Here is a 19,222-nt window from a genome sequence, read left to right as displayed (position 1 = left end):
ACAGATTTCGTAGTATGAAATAGAAGGATTACTTAAAGGCGATTCCAGATCTCGACTTGGCGCGCACGTAAAAGCGGTGCTATCAACAGCTAACTGAGAATATCCACGATCGCTTACAGGCTGCATGCAAAGAAGCTCCACATTCGAAAGGGTAGGGGCGGCTCTCAAAAGCAAGCTGCCAGTATCAATGCCACCGCGTTGAGTTCTGACGCTGCTCAGCTTTGCCGCAATTGCTTATCAGACTGCGCCTGTCGCCCAACAATCGCTGCTGCGCTAACCGTGCAAGATTGTGAAAGAGTCGCATAACAAGAAACCTTGGTTCACTCTTTCTTGAAGGACGAGGACCCTGCGGTAAATTTATTCAATGACCAACAAGATTTCATATCAGGGTGAAGCTGGATCCAACTCCAATATCGCTTGCACCGAGCGCTTTCCCGATATGGAAGCCGTCCCCTGCGCCAGCTTCGAAGATGCGTTTGCGATGGTCGAAAATGGCGAAGCAGACCTCGCCATGATCCCGATAGAGAACTCTATTGCCGGTCGTGTTGCCGATATCCACGTTCTGCTCCCAGAATCTGACCTCCAAATCGTTGGCGAACACTACCTCAGAATCCGATTCGACCTACTCGGAATTCCAGGAAGCAGCATCGAATCTGCCACCGAGGTCCACAGCCACATCCACGCGCTAGGCCAATGCCGACGTATGATCCGCGAACATCAGCTGACTCCGATCATCGCCGGGGATACTGCAGGATCCGCCCGCGAGATCCGGGATTGGAACGACCCCCGCAAATTATCGTTGGCCCCGCCGATGGCCGCCGAACTTTACGGGCTTGAGGTCCTGTCCACCGGGGTCGAAGACGACCCGACGAATATGACCAGATTCGTCGTGCTGGCCCGCAAACAAGCCTTGCCCATCCGGGCCCAACTGCCCGAAGACGTCATCACCACCTTGGTCTTCCAGGTACGCAACGTACCCAGCGCGCTGTACAAGGCGCTTGGTGGATTCGCGACAAATGGAGTGAACCTCACGCGCATGGAAAGCTACATGGTCGGCTCCACTTTCGCCGCGACCACCTTCATGGTTGATATTGAAGGGCACCCGGAAGATCTTCCTGTTCGGCTTGCACTTGATGAGCTTGATTTCTTCACTTGGGAAGTCAAAGTACTAGGAACCTACGCAGCAAGCGAGCATCGACATAAGATGACTGCAGAATTCGTTTAAGCAATACGGTCATCTGGCAGAACGACCTACGGGAAAAGTCGACTTCTAGTCGCAGTCTAGGCTGGTGAACCGAGCGTTCCTTGAGGGACTCGCTCGGTTCACCAGCACGACAAATTTGTTTCATAAGTTTTCTGGCCGAGCATGCCAGTGGTGCCGCCGAGGACTAAGAATGAGCCCTCGCAGAATGCATGCTTTCAGATTCAAATCATCACCATTAATGCCTTTTCCTCGCCGGCATCAAGGTCAGATGAACAAGCGCATCATTTGGATTGGCATTCGTCATCGACACGAGAAAACCGCTGGATTCACCTGTCCCCCTAGAAGCGAAGGACTAGACCTTCCACGAGTACCTGCGCTCTGGTCTGCCCACTCCCCCGTACCGTAGATTCACCTGAGCCAGGTTTTCTTCTGCTAGGTACTCCAAATACCGGCGAGCGCTCACCCGCGAAGTGCCGAGCTTCTCGGCGGTCTCGGTGGCGGAAATGGGTTCGGCGGCTTCCTTGACGATGTTTTCCACCAGGACCAAGGTTTCGGCGCTGCAACCTTTGGGAAGGGGTCGTCGGTTCTGCCCGCTGAGCCCGAACAGTCGGTTCACGTCTGCCTGTTCCAGCTCTTGATCTGGCACTTGGAGCGGCTGATAGGTTTTCGAATAGTGATCCAGCCGCTCGCGGAGATCCTCACGGGAGAACGGCTTCATCAGGTAGTGGACGATTCCGCCCCTTAGCGCGCGGCGAACGGTGTCCATCTCCCGTGCTGCGCTAATGACGATGACATCCAAGTCTGGCTGTACTTCGCGAAGCTTTTGCAGCAGGTCCAGCCCGTTCATATCGGGTAGGTGGATATCGAGCAAGGCGAGATCTGGAGAGAGTACGGTGACAGCTTGGATCGCGTCTTTGGCCGAGTGGGCTACTCCCACCACCGAGAATCCCGGCTCGTTATTTACGAACCCGGAGTGCACCTTGGCAACCATGAAATCATCGTCGATCACCAGTACTTTGATCACGAGTTGTTTTCCTACTTCCTGAGTGTTGCAGTGAATTGCGCACCGTGGTCGTTGACCGCGTGGACATCCCCCGCCCGGCGTCGGCAGACCAGTCTGGTTAACGCTAGCCCGAATCCTCGTCCGCCGGAGACGGTGGTGTCTTTGGTGGAGAATCCTTGGGTAAAGATTTCATCGATAGCCGCGTCGTCTATCCCCGAACCATTGTCGCCCACCACAACGGTAACTTGCCCCTCGGTTTCCACAATGCGTAGTTCGATGCGCGGTTGGCTCACCGCTGATACCGCGTCAATGGCGTTGTCTACGAGGTTCCCGATAACGGTGGTTAAGTCCCGAGCCATCTGGTCATCGTTGCGCCCCAGATTCGAGTCCTCTGCGACGGAGAGTTGAATTCCGCGTTCGGTTGCAACGCTTGCCTTGGCAATGAGCAAGGCGGCTACGGTTGGTTCGGTGATTCGAGCTGCGACGTCTTCAAAGAGTTTGCTTCGGCTAAAGCTCACCCCGTCAATGAAGCCCACCACCTCGTCGTATTCCTCTAGCTGGATGAGTCCTGAAATCGCGTGCAGCTGATTGGCGAATTCGTGGGTCTGCGCCCGGAGCATGTCTGACGTCGCCTTGCTGTCACCGAGTTCCTGCTCCAAGAGAGTGAGCTCGGTGCGGTCACGGAAGGTAGTCACGGATCCTAGGTCGCGCCCTGCGGCCGCCACCGGCATGCGGTTGAAGACCAAGACCCGTTCGGCAACAAGGAATTGCCGGTCCGGCTGGTTCTGTTTGGTTGTCAAGGCTCTGGCCACCTGGGGTGCGACTTTGAGCTGATCCAGTGTTTGCCCCACGCAATTGTTGGGCAGCTGCAGCAATTCTATGGCGATGTCATTGGCGAGCATGATTCGCTGGTCCGGAGAAAGGGAGACGATTCCTTCTTTCACGCCATGAAGCAAGGCTTCGCGGTGTTCAAAGAGTTCTGCGATCTCGCGCGGTTCCATGCCACGAGTTTGGTGCTTGACTCTCCTGGATAGCAGCACCGAACCGGTGGCGCCTAGTAGTACCGAGACCAGTAGGGTGAATAGTGCGCTGGGAGCAATTTCTCGGATAACCGCCTGAGTTGAAGGATAGTTCTGCCCGGTGCTCACGATTCCCACCATCACGCCATCATCATCGAGCACCGGCACCTGGGCGATCAGCACGTGGTTTCCGTTGCGCCAGATATCTCCGGTCCACCCGCGGCCCGCGGTGACCTGGGATTCTGGGTGAAGGATTGAGGTACCCACTTCGTCCGGAAAGCTGGAGGTGACCACGTCTCCGTTTGTGTCCGCAATGGTCACGAATTGCAGGCCAGAGGTGCTGCGCACGCTTTCTGCCATGGCCGGCAGCGCCGAACCCATTTCTGCTTCGGCGCCGGGCACCAGGATCCGCAAGAGCGGGTTCGCCGCCAAGGACTCGGCCGCCGAAAGGCTACGCCGCCCTTCTTCTTTTTCAAAGTTATTCGTTGCCTGAGTTATTGACACCACTACGACACCTGTAAGCACCACGCCTATGATCAGCAGCTGCAAGACGAGATACTGCCCTGCGAGAGAGATACGGTTTGCGAACAACTTGCCGAACCACGCCTTGATTGTCAGCACCTATCCCAACTCCTCCTTGCATCTCGTCAAAGATGAAATTGCCCAACGCCACGGCCTTTACCGCGCAACTGGCAACTTTACCGAAAATCCGCATGAAGCAGATCACAATTCTCGGTTACACAATGAACAGTATTTTCTTTGCGTACGCAAGAGTGACCTGCTTCACTCCCGCGTTTAGTGTTGGGCTATTCGCACCCGATGAAAGCAAAGAGGCTGAATCAATGAAAACTTTCAAATCACTGCGCGTCATGGCAGCGGTCGCCGCTGCGGCAGCGCTGACGCTGACCGCAACCGGCTGTGGAGTCACCAGCTCCGGCACGGACACCAGCACCTCGCCGAGCGCCGAGAGCGGCCCGCTTGAGGGTCTGCGCATCCTGGTTCCCAACACCCCCGGCGGCGGCTACGACACGACCGCTCGCGTGGCGGCCAAGGTCATGGATGACTCCGATATCGCTTCGAACCTCGAAGTCTTCAACCTTGCCGGTGCTGGCGGCACCGTAGGTCTTGCCCGAATCGTCAACGAGAAAGGCAATGGCGATCTAGGCATGTTGATGGGCCTAGGCGTGGTGGGCGCTAGCTACACCAACGAATCAGATGCCAAGCTGACCGAGACCACCCCGATTGCCAAGCTCATCGAAGAGCCCGGCGCCATCATGGTCTCCAAGGATTCCCCATACAAGACCATTGATGATCTGGTCGCCGCATGGAAGAATGATCCAGGAAAGCTTTCGGTTGGTGGCGGCTCGTCGCCTGGCGGTCCAGATCACCTGTTGCCAATGCAGCTTGCAGAAGCAGTGGGAATCGATCCAAAGGAAGTGAACTTCGTTTCCTACGACGGCGGCGGCGATCTTCTTCCGGCCATCCTGGGCAACAAGCTCGCCTTCGCAGCTTCGGGTGCCGGTGAGTACATGCAGCAGATCGAAGAGGGTTCGGTTCGCGTGCTGGCTACCAGCGGCGAAGAGCGCCTCGACGGTGTCGACTCCCCGACCTTGAAGGAGTCGAACATTGATTTGGTCTTCTCTAACTGGCGCGGGCTGGTAGCTCCACCGGAGATCTCGGAGGCCGACAAGGCCAAGTGGACCGATGCAATCACCAAGATGCACGAGTCCGCCGAGTGGAAGGAAGCACTGGAGACCAACGGCTGGACCGACGCATTCATGACCGGTGACGATTTCGCTGCCTTCCTTACCGAACAGGATGAGCGCGTAGCCAATGTGCTCAAGACCCTGGGTCTGGCGTGAGCGAAGTAACCACAGCGAAAAAGAAGCGCGTCGAACTCCTGTTCGCCGCGTTTCTTTTTCTGGTGGGAATCATTGTGCTCATTGATGCGTCGCAGCTCCAAGTGACGTACTCCCAAGCCGACGTGGTGGGCCCGAAGGCTCTGCCATACGCGGTCTCGGGCATTCTCGTCTTGTCTTCCATTGCACTGGTCATCACCGTCCTGCGCGGAAATCTGGCCGAGGGCGAGGAAGGCGAAGACGTTGACCTCAGCCAGCCTTCGGACTGGAAGGTTCTGCTCCCATTGCTCGCAGCATTTGTTGTCAACATCTTGTTGATCAACACCGCCGGCTGGGTGATCTCGGGAACCATCTTGTTCTTCGGCTCTGCGGTGGCGTTAGGTAGCCGCCGCTACGTGCTGACCTTCCTCATTTCAATCGGCATGGCGCTTGCTACTTTCTACGGCTTCTATCTAGGTCTGGGAATCAAGCTGCCAGCCGGAATTCTCTCGGGGGTGCTGTAAGTGGAAACTCTGAATCTCCTGATGGATGGCTTCGCCTCTGCGCTGACTCCAATCAACCTGCTGTTCGCGCTGATCGGCGTGATTCTCGGTACCGCCGTGGGTGTGCTTCCGGGCATCGGTCCGGCTATGGCCGTGGCACTGCTATTGCCGGTCACCTACGGCATGGAAACCTCCAGTGCGCTGATCATGTTTGCCGGTATCTATTACGGTGGCATGTACGGTGGCTCAACCACTTCGATCTTGCTCAACACTCCTGGTGAATCATCAACAGTGATCACTGCCATTGAGGGCCATAAGATGGCCAAAGCCGGGCGCGCAGCCCAAGCTCTGGCTACGGCAGCCATCGGCTCGTTCGTGGCGGGTACCATCGGCACCGCGCTGTTGGTCGGTTTTGCGCCGATAGTGGTGAAGTTTGCAGTCAGCCTCGGAGCACCGAGCTACTTCGCAATCATGGTGCTAGCGCTGATCACTGTGACCGCGGTCCTTGGACAATCCAAAATCCGCGGCTTCGCGGCCCTGGGCCTTGGCCTTGCCATTGGCTTAGTAGGCATGGATCCGGTTTCCGGCCAGAGCCGCCTGACCTTTGGCTTTGCACCCTTGGTCGACGGCCTGGATATCGTGGTGGTCGCTGTGGCGATCTTCGCTATCGGTGAAGCGCTGTGGATCGCGGCTCACCTGCGGAGCAATCCTGCACGCACCATCCCGGTGGGCCGTCCATGGATGGGCAAGGAAGACTGGAAGCGATCCTGGAAGCCATGGCTTCGCGGTACCGCTTACGGTTTTCCGTTTGGCGCGCTGCCTGCTGGCGGTGCGGAGGTGCCAACTTTCCTGTCCTACGTGACTGAGAAGAAACTTTCCAAGCATCCCGAAGAATTTGGCCATGGCGCTATTGAAGGCGTAGCTGGTCCGGAAGCAGCCAATAACGCGTCGGCTGCAGGCACGCTCACCCCGATGCTTGCCCTGGGTCTGCCGACCAACGCGACGGCTGCTGTGATGCTGGCTTTCTTGACCATGAAGGGCATCCAGCCCGGTCCTTTGCTCTTTGAAAACGAGCCGGAGCTGGTGTGGACCTTGATTGCCAGCCTGTTCATCGGCAACACCTTGCTGTTGCTGATCAATCTCCCGCTAGCACCGCTCTGGGCCAAGCTGCTAAAGATCCCGCGTCCATTCTTGTATGCAGGCATCTTGTTCTTCGCTACCTTGGGCGCTTTCTCGGTGAACATGCAGACCGCAGACCTGTGGTTGCTGTTGCTGATCGGCATCTTGGGTTTTGCACTGCGTCGCTTCGGCTTGCCGATCCTCCCGCTGATCCTCGGTGTGATCATTGGGCCAATGGCCGAGCAGCAACTGCGTAAGTCATTCCAGCTCAGCGCCGGTGAGATGTCCGGACTGTGGAGTGAACCGGTTGCCGTGACGATTTATATCCTCATTGCCATTCTGTTGCTTGTCCCAACGATCCTGAAGATGATTCGCAAGTCGCGTGGTGGTTCCTCGGAGCTCACCGCGGGACTAGCATCCGGCGGGTTGATCAGCGAAGACGAGATGGAGAACGCCGAAACTCATCTGCCGACCGGCGCACGCCACTCGGCCGAAGATGAGAAGAATGGAAAGGACAAGCCATGACAGTTGTAGTTGGATATCTGCCGACCCCACAGGGTGAAGCAGCATTAGACCAGGCAATCAACGAAGCGCAACGCGCGCAGGCAAAACTTGTGGTGGTGAACTCCTCCAAAGGTGATGCACTGGTTGATGATCGTCTGATCGATGCCAGAGAATTTCATCTCCTCGAAGAACGGCTTACCTTGTCAGGCCTTGACTTCTGGATCGAACGCTCCGCGCAGGGCCAAGATGCCGCTGATGAGGTTTTGCGAGTTGCGCAAGCGCAGCGAGCAAACCTCATCGTGATCGGCTTGCGTAAGCGAACCACGGTAGGCAAGTTCATCATGGGAAGTACCGCGCAGCGCATCTTGATGCAGGCCGGGTGTCCGGTACTCACGGTGAAGGCCGACGCTACCTGGTAGTGAAATAAAACAGCGAAGCCGGGTGCGCAAGAGTTTATCTCTTTCGCACCCGGCTTCGCTGTTTCTAGCTATAAGTTTGTTAGCCGCTACGACTTGTAAGGGTTTTCAGGTGGGGTTGAGCCACCTTCTGGATCCTGACGGTTGACCGGGCGGGTCGGATCAGTCGGAGCTGCTGGACGAGCTTGGAAGTTCGTCGGACCAGCTGGGTTAGAAGGAACGCTACCGTGCTGCAGTTCGCTCGGTGGCGTGCCACCGGCCAAACGCACAAGTTCCGAAGTATTCTCGGCGGTGCGGATCTGCGCAATGAGCGATTCCAAACTCGCACGAGCCAGCGCAAGATAAATCAGAGTGAAAAGTGGGCCAAGAATCAGCAACACCAAGATGCCAAACATGACGTCGCTAGCGAAAGCCATGACCGTGAAGGCGATGTAGCCTACCGCCAGCATGATCATGATCAGGACATAGATAATCTTGATGATGGACGGCGTGACAAATTTATGGAAACCAAAATCGAATAGTGCTTTCACCTTGCAGCCACCTTTCTTTTAGGGATGCGACTGACCAGCTTGAGACTATCGTTAACTACAGAGAATATCCTGACGTATGACAAATTATTTTCAACTGGGCAAGACAAATTTTTGATTAACTACGGCGCTCCAACAAACCGTTGGAACGAAATTCCACATTTACCCTTCATAACACGCCGACGGAAAACAACGCGGAAAGCCGCACTTCCATGAGGAATTAGGCCTCCAAAATGAATCTCGATAGTTGCTGGCGCTTATCGTAAATCACCTGACGCGAGTCAGAGTCCGAATATTTGAAGTCCATGAGCTTTCCGATGGCGTGCCACAGTTCTGTTCTTGGAATATAGCTGTCGCTGGATATAGGAGCTTGCCTGTTCGGGTCCCAGTAACCAAAATTTTCGAGAATCTCGGATACGTGAACGAAGCTTTTACCCTCCGTTGTCGCTTTCGCAAAGGTGTCGAGGTTATAGCCACCGGCACAGAGTACCCACTCCGAAAATGTCGCATCGGCTTGCACGTCGTTCATTGCCGCAGAGCGCAGGCTTTTGAGGATGAAGTCGGCCATGGCTGGTGGGTCTTGAAGCAACGAATTGCCAAGCTTTGTGGCAATAAGCTGACCTTTGTACTTTCGAATCAGACGGAGCCCGGTAACTACGTCGCGCAGGGTTGAAATCGTAGGCAGGTCAATTTCCCGTTTCACCTTGCCCCGTTCGTAATCGATTCCGTTCAAATCACAACTGGTCATCAATTCGGCAATCATTGTTGGTGGCATCCAACCAGCCTTGGTCAGCGTGATGCCTTGATCTGTACACATTTCCACCAGGGTAGAGAATGGTTTGAGAAGCTCAACAAACCACGTCGGGATTTCACGGCCGGTAGGCACTAATTCAATCTGGCAATGCGCGAATATCAGGGAAAGATATTGGCTGATACCCTCGTGGAATTGGGCTGCCCATTGACCTGCCGCGTTTGCGCCGACGAAACTGCCGGCAAGAAGTTGCAGGCGCGCGTTGGCAAAATCAATATCGAAGGTTTCCGGATCAAATGCCTTCCAAGGACCGCCACGCCATTCCATCCAGCGCACTGTATTTTCGTCGTCTTCGCTGCGCTGCGCGGACCGATATATTTCCAGCTTTCGATGCCATCCGCCCAGTCCCCCGCTGTCTTCTAGGGGAGCGCGTAGCCGGCCATCCAAAACTAGGTATTTAGAATCTTCCGATTTCAATTCACGCCGAGACTCAACGGTAATCCGGTGGATCCAGCCATCTCCAAAATCGTATTCAAAATACAGTTCGTCATTGGCGACTCGTAGAGCTTGGCCCAGTGTGGTGTCTTCTAACGATTCACCATCGCCGCTCTCGGCGCGCATATGCTCGTCATACCAATTGATCGCCGCCCCAGAACGCGGTTCGGCATAAGGGCTCTGATTCGTAAACGCCTGCATATGAGCATGCTCCCACCCCATAACAATCTGCACTGCCAGCCCTGCTTCATCGAGTCTGGTACCGTCATCGATCTGCAACTTGCGCCAAATCACCGGCTCCGATCCGACAAGTTCGATTCGAAGGGTCAGCATTTTACGAAGGGTAAGAACATTACTCATAAAATGAGTCTAGAGGCCGAGGCGGACCAATACTTCAATGCGCACCACGACCTCTAGAATCTACTGCTTTGACCTGTCTAGGCCTTGTCGATGGCTTCCTTCAGCGAAGCAAGAATCAGAGCTACCGACGAAGGATTAGCGTTTGGTCCCATCAGACCGATACGCCATACGGTGTTGGCATACTGTCCGACGCCGCCACCGATTTCGATGTTGAAACGCTCCAGCAGGTAACCGCGGACCTTGGCCGAGTCCACACCTTCTGGAACTTTAACCGTCGTCAGCTGCGGCAGTCGGAAGCCTTCGGCAGCAAATAATTCTAGGCCCATTGCTTCGATGCCATTTTGCAGGGACTTGCCCGCGTTCTGATGGCGGGTGGTCACTGCGTCTAGACCCTCGGCAAGGATCCGGTCGATCCCGGCTTCCAGCGACGTCACCATGGCAACAGGTGCTGTGTGGTGGTATGTACGCCCTCCACCGCTTGCACCGGTGGCGTATCCACCAAGCAGACCAAGATCCAGGTACCAGGACTGTGGCTTCTGAACCCGTCGCTCGAAAGCTCGGTCAGAGATGGTGAAGGGTGCCAGCCCGGGAGCCACGCCAATGCATTTCTGGGTTCCGGCGTAACCGATGTCGATTCCCCACTCGTCTGCCAAGACCGGCATTCCGCCAATGGAGGTCACCGCATCCACAATCAGCAAGGCATCACCTTTGATAGCCCCGAGTGCGGCAATATCTGAAACCACGCCGGTGCTCGTCTCAGCATGAACGCCTGCAATCACGGTTGGATTCGGATGGGCTGCGGCGACGCGTTCGGCGTCAATAGGCGTACCGTACTCGTGGTCCACCCGTACTACTTCTGCTCCCACGCGCGAAGCAACCTCGCACATGCGCTCACCAAACAGGCCATTGATGGCAATCACTGCCACATCACCAGGGTTGATAGTGTTCACGAAGGCTGCTTCCATGCCAGCGGAACCGGTAGCACTCAACGGCAAGGTACGCGTGTTCTTGGTCCCCCATAGGGTTCGCAGTCCGTCGCCTACACGGTCCATGCGGGCGATGAATTCAGGATCCAAATGTCCAAGCAAGGGAAGTCCCAAGGCTGCAGTTGCTTCCGGATATGGGTTGCAGGGACCCGGGCCGAACAAATGACGTTGCAGAACAGTCGCGCTCATGACTACTCACTTTCATTCAAGGTGGACGGAGCTTTACCTTCACCTTAGAACCAAAAACGCTAGTTTGCGAAAACTAAATTTCGTATGTCGGATGTCAGAGTGCATTGCGCTAACGCCAACGACTCTGAGGGAATGCTACGACGCGAGTCGAGCAGGCCGCAACGATGCGGCAGGAAACAGCGTAATGACCAATCTGAGAAGGTACTTTCAAATATGTAGATGACGCTTCAAAGCTCAGGGTTAGACGCGTGTAGCGCCCAACTGCGCCATAAATTCGGGCAGCTCGCGGACACCCGCGAAACCAAGGTGGAAAATTGCTTCTTGCTGGGAATGCCAACAAAGCCTCCACATAGTTTTCAACACTTAAAGGCAATTGCAAGTGCCAACAGCAACGGTTCGGTTAATGGGAAAAAACAAAGCGGAGGCAGGCACCTGCACGAGGTGCGCGCCGCCGCTAAGCTTTCTACGCGTTAAGAATTAATAGAACTTTCGTTGCTTAGTTCTGCGTGACGTTTAATGAGAACTCGATGAATCCGTCATCTTCTACTGAAACGAATCCCAAGTCCGGGGCTTCAACACCGAAGTCGGCCCAAGTCATAGGAATCTGGCCGACTAGTTGGGCCTGGCCGTCACTAATAACTGCCTGCACCTCAGGGCTCACCGCGACGGTCTGTCCGTTGAGAGTCAATTCACCGGTCATATTGAAAGTTTGCGTGCCGCCGTTTTGGGACGCGGATACGTCAACTGGTTCAACAAGGGTGAAGGAAGCTTCAGGGAACTGCTCGGTGTCGATGGCGGTGGTCCGGAAGTACTGGTCACGTCGATCGGAATCAGTTGAGATGGTATCCACCTGCAGAGTGAGCTCCGCTGCGGTGAGCTGATCTTCCTGAACTGTAAGAGACCCAGTAATATCTTCGGTACGCCCAGTGACTGTCACATCGGCACCGTTAAGAACTTCATCGAGGCGGTATCCTGCGAAGGAACCCGAGCCGACGGTCCAAGTACCGGAAGTGTCCCCCGCATCCGAATCACCACCAGGTTCCGGCGCACCCGCGGACTGTTCAGCCGTAAGGGTTTGGGAAAGTGTTGGCACATCTTCGGCTTTCGCCGAGACTGCGGAGGCATAGATACGGCTGCCAACAAAGACACCCGCGATAACTACTACCGCTGCGATAGCGATAATCCACGCGAGGCGTTTCTTCTTGGATTTCCTATCGACGGACTGGGCTGATTCTGGCTGCTCGGTCATTTCGACTCTCGATTGATCAAGCCGTCCTTCGACGACAATTTACTTGACCATTCAATTGTTACACCGGCATCCCCACTCGGTGGGGAATCCATAGGACTTCACCAAATATCCACAGCCACCAAACAGGGAACCGGTTTCGAAGGCCATCGCGCAGCGCCCAACCCACCAAAAGGAAAATCCCCGCCTCCCATGAAGGGAAGCGGGGATATTCACACCGAAGCGTGAGACTACTTGCGCAGGCCCAAACGCTCGATCAGCGCACGGTAGCGCTCGATGTTGGTGTTCTTGAGGTAGCCGAGCATACGACGACGACGACCAACCAGAGCCATCAGGCCGCGGCGGGTGTGGTGATCGTGCTTGTGCATCTTCAGGTGCTCGGTCAGGTCCTTGATACGACGGGACATAACGGCAATCTGAACCTCAGGCGAACCGGTGTCACCCTCGTGGGTGGCGTAAGCCTTGATGATTTCGTTCTTTACTGCGGCATCTAATGCCATAACAAACTCCTGGAGTTGGACCGCGTTTCATTCGGTGTGAGCGTCAGACACTCACGACGGCGTCTCGCAACCGCGGACTGCAGCGAGAACCATCGACAATCATATCACCGTCGGACCCGTCGGCGCGCCCTCCAAGCATGGGTGAGATACGGCACTAAAAAGGGTTGAACGTAAACGCACGACGAATCCAGTCTCTGATTTAGATTGGTCCCTAGATTGTCCGTTGCTGGCGATACGTTGAGTGCAAGCTGAAATTCAGCTTCGCAACGAGTCACTTGAGAGGAGGAAAAGTGCGAGTTAACCCTTACCACTCGACAAATTATTCAGCTCCGCATGTTCATCACGTTTACTCTGACTGTGTATCAGGCAAACAAATACCGACTAGCAATTGGGCCAGCGGCAAGAACGGATGGCCGCTCTGCGACCATTGCAGCAAGAGATAAACGATGTTGAGTTGTCGGGGCATCGATATGGGTTCGCTGCTCCGACAACCCAGCTATAAGTAGTATTCTCTTCTTTTCTTTCTAGTCACGCGCCAGACATGAACCTGCGTTCTCTGATCACCGTCGGACCCTTCGGCGCGCCCTCCAAGCATGGGTGAGATAGGGCACTTCAATGACTTCTGCTGTTTCAAAGCCCAAATGCTCGCACCAATACCAGGTCAGATTCTGCTCAACTTTGGCTCTGGTTTCTTCCTTGGAGCGCCGGTAGTAGCTACGCGAACGAGTCAACTCCAAGATGCCTTGCAGGTCCAGCTCCATATGCCAATGCCAGATCCCTGATTCCGGGGTGCCAAATTCTTTACCTAGCGGCGGTGCGATTTCCGGACGGTGCACGTCCCCGGCATGCATGATGCGAGCCAATCGATGCACCCATGGCACTTGCACGTCCAATTGATTCCAAAGCAACACAAGCGAACCTTCATTGCGCAACAGGCGAGCAGCTTCGGCGCTGGCAAGGGGCGGATCTACCCAGTGCCATGCTTGGGCAAAGGTAATTAGCTCCGCGCTGTTTTCGGGCAATCCCGTCGATTCGCCGGAGGCGCACACGGTATGCACCTGCGGGATACGTTCCGCAAGAACGGTGAGCATGTCTTGAGACGGATCAACCGCCCAGACGTCCAAGCCAGCTTGGACCAGCTGCTCGGTGAAGATACCCGAACCGCAACCAATATCGATAGCTCGATTAACTGGCTTTCCGGCCAAGGCGAAGTCAAGCGCTTCGCTCGGGTAGGAAGGGCGGATGCTGTCATAAGCCGCGGCACCGGATTCGTAGGCCGAGGCTAGGTCCGCGCGACGTTCGGGTTTCATGGTGAACGCGCGGCGCGGTAATGAAGGAATTTCCGGCATGTTCCTAGTGGGATTCGGTGGCCAGCACGCTGCGCGCCTGGACCACATCATCATTCATTTGTTCGATTAGCGCTTCGATGCCACGGTAAGCCACCATGGGGCGCAGGTGCGAGATGAATTCAACAACAATTTGCTGGCCATAGAGGTCAAACTCTTCGTAGCCCTCTTCGGGGCGATCGATCACGTGAGCTTCAACAACGCGTGAGACCCCTTCGAAGGTCGGGTTCGAACCCACCGAGATCGCCGCAGGCCACCGCACTTCAGCTTCGTCAATGACCCAGCCTGCGTACACGCCATCGGCCGGGATAATTCCGGCGGACTCTGGCGCTAGGTTTGCCGTGGGGAATCCCAGCTCGCGTCCGCGCGCTGCACCGTGAACTACTTCGCCGCGCATTCGGTGCGGACGTCCGAGGATAGCCGCTGCGGCTTCGACGTTGCCGGCAGCTAGTTCTTCGCGAACCCAGGTGGAGGACAGCCGACGCTTGTCCCCTACGTCTTCGACGCCTATGACATCAAAGCCGTATTTTGTGCCCAGTTCGCGCATGTAGTCGAAGTCCCCGGAGTTGCCGTGGCCAAAGCGGACGTCATGGCCCACGACCACTGCTACCGCGTTTAGCTTCTCGACGATGATGGAGCGCACGAATTCTTCGGCCGACTGTTCGGCGAATTCGAGGGTGTAGTTGATCATCAGGGTTGCATCCAGGCCGACGCTAGCCAGAGTGTCGATACGGTCTTCCAGTCCCATGATGAGTTCTGGAGCAGAGTCTGGGCGGTGAACCTGCGCAGGGTGTGGGTCAAAGGTGATCGCTACCGATTTAGCCGAGCGCATTTTGGCTTGCGTGACCGCGGAATCAAGGACTTCGCAGTGCCCAAGGTGGACGCCGTCGAAGTTACCAATGGTCACGACAGCGGGAGCCATATCCGTGGGGACTGAGTCCAGGCCCTTCCAATAGTGCACTTTGCTCCTCTTGACTCTGCAACGAAAGATAAATAGTTTACCGAGGTAATTCTTGCACGTCTTTAGACGTGACGCTCATTACGGTTACGGAATAGCCACCACAAACCGATCAGTGGCAGCAGTAGCGGAATGTAGCCATAACCCTTGCCGAAGTAGCTCCATACGGAGTCGTGGCCAAAGTGATCAGGTAGCACGAAGGAGAGCAATCCAACCACGAGCACGCCCAGCAATTCGAAACTCACCGCGAATAGGGAGAGCTTCCAGGCGCCTGGCTTAGCCGAGGAAAGCGTGAAAGTGGCGAGGATGTAAACCAGGCCTGCGAGCAACGACAACAAGTAAGCCAGTGGAGCTTCAGAGAAATCACGGAAGAATATTTGGTACAGCGCACGCACGGTAGCCGAAAGCGCTAGCACGCCGTAAACGGCGATAATGATGCGCCCCAGTCCGGTGGTTCTACCCGGACGTGGCGCTTTGTCACCGCTACGTGCTTGCGCCGCTTGGATGATCCTTGAATTGCGTGGTTTCTCGCTCATGCAACAACTCCTACGTGCCAGATTTGTTCCATCCGGAACAGCATGACAAAAGTGATGGCTCCGGAAACAGCCAGTACTGTATTTGCCCAGCGGCTCTTATCACTGACCGCCCAGAAGAACGCTATCGGCGGCATAATTGCCGCGGTAAGCAAGTAACCCCAGAATTCCCAAGGCTCACCGAGAATAGCTTCTCCTCCGGCCTGGCGAATACCTGCAGCTACCGCGTAGACAATCAGAAAGAGCTCGGTTCCCGCTGTCGCGATCAGCGCCCAGTCATCCGGATATCGACGGATGACTGTCGCAATGATCCCGAGCAACACGGCGAGCGCGCATACGATCGTGCCGGCAATGAAGAAGCCGTTAAGGGCAAACAAGACTGAGCCTTTCTGAAAGTCTCACGAAGAAATGAACTACTGCTTTCCGGTGAAGACTATTTGGCCGCGAGCCTTCTCGCCCTTATCTGCAACGAGAGCCACCAACGCACCGTCCGGTGCGAAAGCCGCAACAAGCTCGCCCTCGGGCAGTTCCATGACATTTTTGGAAGCGGTGATGGTTCGTCCGTATGAGAGCTCGGAAGCTTCTTCTTCGGTCAGATCACGGTTCGGGAATAGCGCAGCGGCCGCCTTTTCGAGCGAGAGGATCTCGAACTCTTCGGCGAGCTGTTCCAAACGCTTAGCTTTTGCAATCGGGTATGGGCCGACCTCGGTGCGACGAAGGGCCGTGAGGTGACCGCCAACGTTGAGCGCTTCGCCCAAGTCTCGGGCCAACGCTCGAATGTAAGTCCCTGATGAGCAGGAGACCGTGACGTCTACGTCCAGCACCTTGCCGCCAACTTCGCGGCTGATTTCATGGATGTCGAAGCGGGAGATGGTGACCGGGCGGGCCTTGAGCTCTACTTGTTCGCCGGCACGGACGCGAGCATAGGAGCGCTTGCCGTCTACCTTGATCGCCGAAACCTGGCTGGGGATCTGCTCGATGTCACCGCGAAGCTTTGCGATCTCGCGTTCAATATCCTCATCGGTCACCGCTGCCGCAATGCGTTCGGAGATGACCTCGCCCTCAGCGTCATCGGTGACGGTGTTCTGTCCTAGACGGATGGTGGCGGTATAGGTCTTGTCGTGTCCCACGATATAAGTGAGCAAGCGCGTCGCTTTGTTAACACCGATCACCAGCACTCCGGTGGCCATTGGATCAAGGGTACCGGCATGGCCGACCTTGCGGGTTCCCGCAAGGCGGCGGATGCGACCCACCACATCATGGGAGGTCATTCCCTGATCTTTGTCGACTAATACGAGGCCTGAGGCCTGCTCTTCAGTGTTCTGCCCGGCTTTACTCACGCCTACCAGTATAGGCGTTATACAGACGGTGCCTGCGGTGACGCGTGTCATGCGATGTGAACACATGCTCTGCTAGATCTTCAAGATCTGTTGCCCAATCATCGCGCTGACCAAGAAGCTCCGAATAGTCTTCCCATCAATACCTCATTTCACAGTCGACCAGAAGACCTTGGCTCGATAGATTCAAGCAACGAACGAATCGGGCAGCCTCGAGGAACCTATGAGCGTTGAAAGCTCGAAATCCATGGGCTGATATTTCTCATCCTCATCACGGCAGGCTGCTTCCTGTTGGCCGGTTTGTCCATCACGTTGGATTTTCCACGCCGTTGTTGCTCCCCCAGCTTGGCGATCTCGTTGACGGGCTCTGGCCCTGGGTTCCGCTGTTTGATCTCGGGTTCTCTCTTGGCGTTCTACTGTTGGGACAAATTACAGATCGGTTGGTTCTGCGAATGTTCAAGGGTGCTGGCAAATGGGGAGTTGAAGTCCTTCAGTCCCTCTTGTCCTATGCCGTTCTGGTAGTCCTCTTCGACGTAGTCATGAGCACTCACGCGGTGGTATTAACTAGCGTGGCAGTGTCCGTAGTTTTTTACTTGATCTCTACGCCGTTGTTCAAGCGTCTCGATGCGAAAGCTTTCGAAGCCTCTGCGTGAGCTTCTGAGTTCCGTTTTGCCGCGTTTGGAGGGGTCTCTAAAAGGTCTCGACTGAACGATCACAAGTCGCCGAAGAACTGTAGGATGCCCCTGTCCGCTACGCAGTCGTGCTGTAGCGGACAGAGGCGTTCTTGTACCTTCAGTTCTAGAGTCGCTTGACTCCAATGGTCTGTGCGGTGGTGAATTCTTCGATAACCCATTCACCGTTGAAGCGTCCTAAACCAGAGTTCCGCTCGCCGCCAAAGGCGACGTGTGCTTCGTCTTGCACCGTCATCTCGTTGATGAAGGTCATTCCCGACTTCACACGACGCGCGAATTCGACTCCACGGTCAAGGTTTTGCGTGAAGACCGCGGCCGACAAGCCGAAAACGTGGTCGTTGGCGAGTTCCAGCGCATGCTCGTCATCCGTTGCGCGCAAGATACCAACGATGGGACCGAAGATCTCCTCGCGGGCAATTTCCATATCCGCGGTGACATCAACAAATACATGAGGAGGGACAACACGCCCCTTTATTTCTCCCTCTACCACTGCCCGGGCACCTTGCTCTCGTGCGAGCTGAAGTTTCGCCTTCAATGTTTCAAGCTGGTTGTCGTTTACGACAGGACCCACCAATGTTCCCTCGGTGCTTGGATCGCCGAAGCCAACGGTTTTTGCAGCGGCGGTGAACTTTTCAACAAACTCGTCGTGAACGGAGTCCTGCACGATGATCCGGTTCACGGCCATGCAGATCTGTCCCGAATGCAGGAACGAACCAATCAGGGCAGCGCTCACCGCTTCATCGATGTTCGCGTCGTCCAGCACAACCAGTGGGGCATTTCCACCCAGTTCCAGAGCTACCTTCTTCAGGTGCTCTCCGGTAACTGCGTTTTGGCCGACCTGCTTGCCCACCGGGGTTGAACCGGTGAAGGAAATGAGTCGCGGTACCTCATGTGCCACGAAGTCGTCACCTATCTCCGAACCTGCACCAACGACCACCGAGAGCACACCGGCTGGGAGTCCTGCTTCCTCAAAGATACGTGCGAGCAATAGTCCGCCGGTGATGGGTGTATCACTGGCCGGCTTAATCACAACAGCGTTACCTAACGCCAGTGCTGGCGCTACGGATCGCTGGGAAAGGTGCAGGGGGAAGTTCCATGGGCTAATGACACCGACCACCCCAATGGATTTCCGGTAGACACGCATTTCACGATTTTCGGTATTTGAGGGGTGGATGGTCCCGTGAACTCGGGTTGGGAATGAAGCTGACTCTTGGGTGATACCTGCGGCGAGGGACACCTCAATATTGGCCTTCAGCACGGTTGACCCGGACTCGGCGACAAGCCACTGGACAATCTCGTCGCGGCGTTCTTCCAAAATCTCAGCAGCTCGACGAATGATCGCCGCACGTTTGGCCGGCGCAGTAGCGCTCCAGGCAACCTGAGCTACTTCGGCTGCACGATAAGCGTCATCCACGTCTTGTGGTGAGGCCTGACGGATGGTGGCGACCACCGAATCATCAAATGGATTCGTGTCGGTCAGAGTTTTCTGCGAAGAGCCTTCGCGCAGTTGTCCAGCAATAAATTGTTGGTCCACCGGTTGACCGGCGAAGGTTGCATGAGTTTTGAGATTTCCTGTCACTGCCATGAGATTCTCCTTCTTCTCACCCAACCACGATTGATCGCGGTAGGGAATATTAGATCTATCTATTAATTTAGAGCTTTTTCATTTCAGAAATCTGCAACGCCGAAGCCCCGT

The 19,222-nt window shown here is 55.6% G+C and carries 19 protein-coding genes; 6 read left to right on the top strand and 13 right to left on the bottom strand.

Features of this window, described 5'->3' with window-relative positions; all coding sequences use genetic code 11:
* Positions 1 to 364 precede the first annotated feature (364 nt).
* Positions 365 to 1,225, top strand: coding sequence for a prephenate dehydratase (locus LG294_RS04845; RefSeq protein ID WP_404290043.1), 861 nt, complete (start codon positions 365 to 367; stop codon positions 1,223 to 1,225).
* A 331-nt stretch (positions 1,226 to 1,556) separates the two neighbouring features.
* On the opposite strand, the gene LG294_RS04840 is transcribed toward LG294_RS04845, so the two are convergent.
* The gene (locus LG294_RS04840; protein WP_404290041.1) at positions 1,557 to 2,228 is read right to left on the bottom strand and encodes a response regulator; all 672 of its coding nucleotides are present in this window, start codon (positions 2,226 to 2,228) and stop codon (positions 1,557 to 1,559) included.
* A gap of 11 nt (positions 2,229 to 2,239) precedes the next feature.
* Positions 2,240 to 3,847: an ATP-binding protein gene (locus LG294_RS04835; protein WP_404290039.1), complete on the bottom strand. Its 1,608-nt coding sequence runs from the start codon at positions 3,845 to 3,847 to the stop codon at positions 2,240 to 2,242.
* 221 nt (positions 3,848 to 4,068) lie between these two features.
* Between LG294_RS04835 and LG294_RS04830 the strand changes: the two genes are divergently transcribed.
* Genes LG294_RS04830 through LG294_RS04815 form a run of 4 tightly spaced genes read left to right on the top strand, consistent with a single transcriptional unit; the run spans position 4,069 to position 7,609 of the window.
* Positions 4,069 to 5,088, top strand: coding sequence for a Bug family tripartite tricarboxylate transporter substrate binding protein (locus LG294_RS04830; protein ID WP_404290037.1), 1,020 nt, complete (start codon positions 4,069 to 4,071; stop codon positions 5,086 to 5,088).
* Entirely contained in the window at positions 5,085 to 5,588 is a 504-nt protein-coding gene (locus LG294_RS04825) for a tripartite tricarboxylate transporter TctB family protein (protein WP_404290035.1), read from the top strand. The genes LG294_RS04830 and LG294_RS04825 overlap by 4 nt, the downstream gene beginning before the upstream one ends.
* A 21-nt stretch (positions 5,589 to 5,609) precedes the next feature.
* Positions 5,610 to 7,211, top strand: coding sequence for a tripartite tricarboxylate transporter permease (locus LG294_RS04820; protein ID WP_404291645.1), 1,602 nt, complete (start codon positions 5,610 to 5,612; stop codon positions 7,209 to 7,211).
* Positions 7,208 to 7,609, top strand: a complete 402-nt coding sequence (locus LG294_RS04815) for a universal stress protein (RefSeq protein WP_404290033.1) — start codon at positions 7,208 to 7,210, stop codon at positions 7,607 to 7,609. The genes LG294_RS04820 and LG294_RS04815 overlap by 4 nt, the downstream gene beginning before the upstream one ends.
* Positions 7,610 to 7,695: 86 nt before the next feature.
* Here the strand turns inward: LG294_RS04815 and LG294_RS04810 are convergent, their stop codons facing one another.
* From LG294_RS04810 to truB, 10 genes are all read right to left on the bottom strand, one after another.
* Positions 7,696 to 8,136 (bottom strand): DUF4282 domain-containing protein, encoded by a 441-nt coding sequence (locus LG294_RS04810; protein WP_404290031.1) that lies wholly within the window; start codon positions 8,134 to 8,136, stop codon positions 7,696 to 7,698.
* A 217-nt stretch (positions 8,137 to 8,353) separates the two neighbouring features.
* Positions 8,354 to 9,739: a plasmid pRiA4b ORF-3 family protein gene (locus tag LG294_RS04805; RefSeq protein WP_404290029.1), complete on the bottom strand. Its 1,386-nt coding sequence runs from the start codon at positions 9,737 to 9,739 to the stop codon at positions 8,354 to 8,356.
* Positions 9,740 to 9,816: 77 nt separating this feature from the next.
* Positions 9,817 to 10,914 carry a pyridoxal-phosphate-dependent aminotransferase family protein gene (locus LG294_RS04800; protein ID WP_404290027.1) on the bottom strand — a complete coding sequence of 366 codons (1,098 nt, stop codon included), beginning with the start codon at positions 10,912 to 10,914 and terminating at the stop codon, positions 9,817 to 9,819.
* Positions 10,915 to 11,410: 496 nt separating this feature from the next.
* A complete protein-coding gene (locus tag LG294_RS04795) occupies positions 11,411 to 12,163 on the bottom strand; it encodes a YceI family protein (RefSeq protein ID WP_404290025.1) in 753 nt (250 codons plus the stop codon).
* Positions 12,164 to 12,390: 227 nt separating this feature from the next.
* Positions 12,391 to 12,660, bottom strand: a complete 270-nt coding sequence (rpsO, locus tag LG294_RS04790; protein ID WP_096288277.1) for a 30S ribosomal protein S15 — start codon at positions 12,658 to 12,660, stop codon at positions 12,391 to 12,393.
* 560 nt (positions 12,661 to 13,220) lie between these two features.
* Entirely contained in the window at positions 13,221 to 14,009 is a 789-nt protein-coding gene (locus tag LG294_RS04785) for a class I SAM-dependent methyltransferase (RefSeq protein WP_404290022.1), read from the bottom strand.
* 4 nt (positions 14,010 to 14,013) lie between these two features.
* Positions 14,014 to 14,967, bottom strand: coding sequence for a bifunctional riboflavin kinase/FAD synthetase (locus tag LG294_RS04780; RefSeq protein WP_404290020.1), 954 nt, complete (start codon positions 14,965 to 14,967; stop codon positions 14,014 to 14,016).
* A 62-nt stretch (positions 14,968 to 15,029) separates the two neighbouring features.
* Positions 15,030 to 15,500, bottom strand: coding sequence for a hypothetical protein (locus tag LG294_RS04775; RefSeq protein WP_404290018.1), 471 nt, complete (start codon positions 15,498 to 15,500; stop codon positions 15,030 to 15,032).
* Positions 15,497 to 15,874 (bottom strand): hypothetical protein, encoded by a 378-nt coding sequence (locus tag LG294_RS04770; RefSeq protein ID WP_404290016.1) that lies wholly within the window; start codon positions 15,872 to 15,874, stop codon positions 15,497 to 15,499. Before LG294_RS04770 ends, LG294_RS04775 begins: the two co-directional genes overlap by 4 nt.
* A 36-nt stretch (positions 15,875 to 15,910) precedes the next feature.
* Positions 15,911 to 16,768, bottom strand: coding sequence for a tRNA pseudouridine(55) synthase TruB (gene truB, locus LG294_RS04765; protein WP_404291643.1), 858 nt, complete (start codon positions 16,766 to 16,768; stop codon positions 15,911 to 15,913).
* Between the two features lie 395 nt (positions 16,769 to 17,163).
* Here truB and LG294_RS04760 point away from each other — a divergent pair, with 395 nt between their 5' ends.
* Positions 17,164 to 17,487 carry a hypothetical protein gene (locus LG294_RS04760; protein WP_404290014.1) on the top strand — a complete coding sequence of 108 codons (324 nt, stop codon included), beginning with the start codon at positions 17,164 to 17,166 and terminating at the stop codon, positions 17,485 to 17,487.
* 145 nt (positions 17,488 to 17,632) lie between these two features.
* On the opposite strand, the gene LG294_RS04755 is transcribed toward LG294_RS04760, so the two are convergent.
* On the bottom strand, positions 17,633 to 19,111 hold the full coding sequence (locus LG294_RS04755) for an aldehyde dehydrogenase family protein (RefSeq protein ID WP_404290012.1): 1,479 nt from the start codon (positions 19,109 to 19,111) through the stop codon (positions 17,633 to 17,635).
* Positions 19,112 to 19,222 lie beyond the last annotated feature (111 nt).

It is taken from the genome of Glutamicibacter arilaitensis (assembly GCF_044793945.1).
GTDB classification, from domain to species: domain Bacteria; phylum Actinomycetota; class Actinomycetes; order Actinomycetales; family Micrococcaceae; genus Glutamicibacter; species Glutamicibacter arilaitensis_B.
The sequence above is the reverse complement of the archived record's forward strand: the minus strand, read 5'-3'. Positions and strand labels throughout refer to the sequence as shown.

Bases quoted from the DNA above. Each gene is read 5' to 3' on its own strand.
- LG294_RS04845 (WP_404290043.1), top strand. From the start codon at position 365: ATGACCAACAAGATTTCATATCAGGGTGAAGCTGGATCCAACTCCAAT.
- LG294_RS04830 (WP_404290037.1), top strand. From the start codon at position 4,069: ATGAAAACTTTCAAATCACTGCGCGTCATGGCAGCGGTCGCCGCTGCG.
- LG294_RS04820 (WP_404291645.1), top strand. From the start codon at position 5,610: ATGGATGGCTTCGCCTCTGCGCTGACTCCAATCAACCTGCTGTTCGCG.
- LG294_RS04815 (WP_404290033.1), top strand. From the start codon at position 7,208: ATGACAGTTGTAGTTGGATATCTGCCGACCCCACAGGGTGAAGCAGCA.
- LG294_RS04805 (WP_404290029.1), bottom strand. From the start codon at position 9,739: ATGAGTAATGTTCTTACCCTTCGTAAAATGCTGACCCTTCGAATCGAA.
- LG294_RS04800 (WP_404290027.1), bottom strand. From the start codon at position 10,914: ATGAGCGCGACTGTTCTGCAACGTCATTTGTTCGGCCCGGGTCCCTGC.
- LG294_RS04795 (WP_404290025.1), bottom strand. From the start codon at position 12,163: ATGACCGAGCAGCCAGAATCAGCCCAGTCCGTCGATAGGAAATCCAAG.
- rpsO (WP_096288277.1), bottom strand. From the start codon at position 12,660: ATGGCATTAGATGCCGCAGTAAAGAACGAAATCATCAAGGCTTACGCC.
- LG294_RS04785 (WP_404290022.1), bottom strand. From the start codon at position 14,009: ATGCCGGAAATTCCTTCATTACCGCGCCGCGCGTTCACCATGAAACCC.
- LG294_RS04775 (WP_404290018.1), bottom strand. From the start codon at position 15,500: ATGAGCGAGAAACCACGCAATTCAAGGATCATCCAAGCGGCGCAAGCA.
- truB (WP_404291643.1), bottom strand. From the start codon at position 16,768: ATGACCTCCCATGATGTGGTGGGTCGCATCCGCCGCCTTGCGGGAACC.
- LG294_RS04755 (WP_404290012.1), bottom strand. From the start codon at position 19,111: ATGGCAGTGACAGGAAATCTCAAAACTCATGCAACCTTCGCCGGTCAA.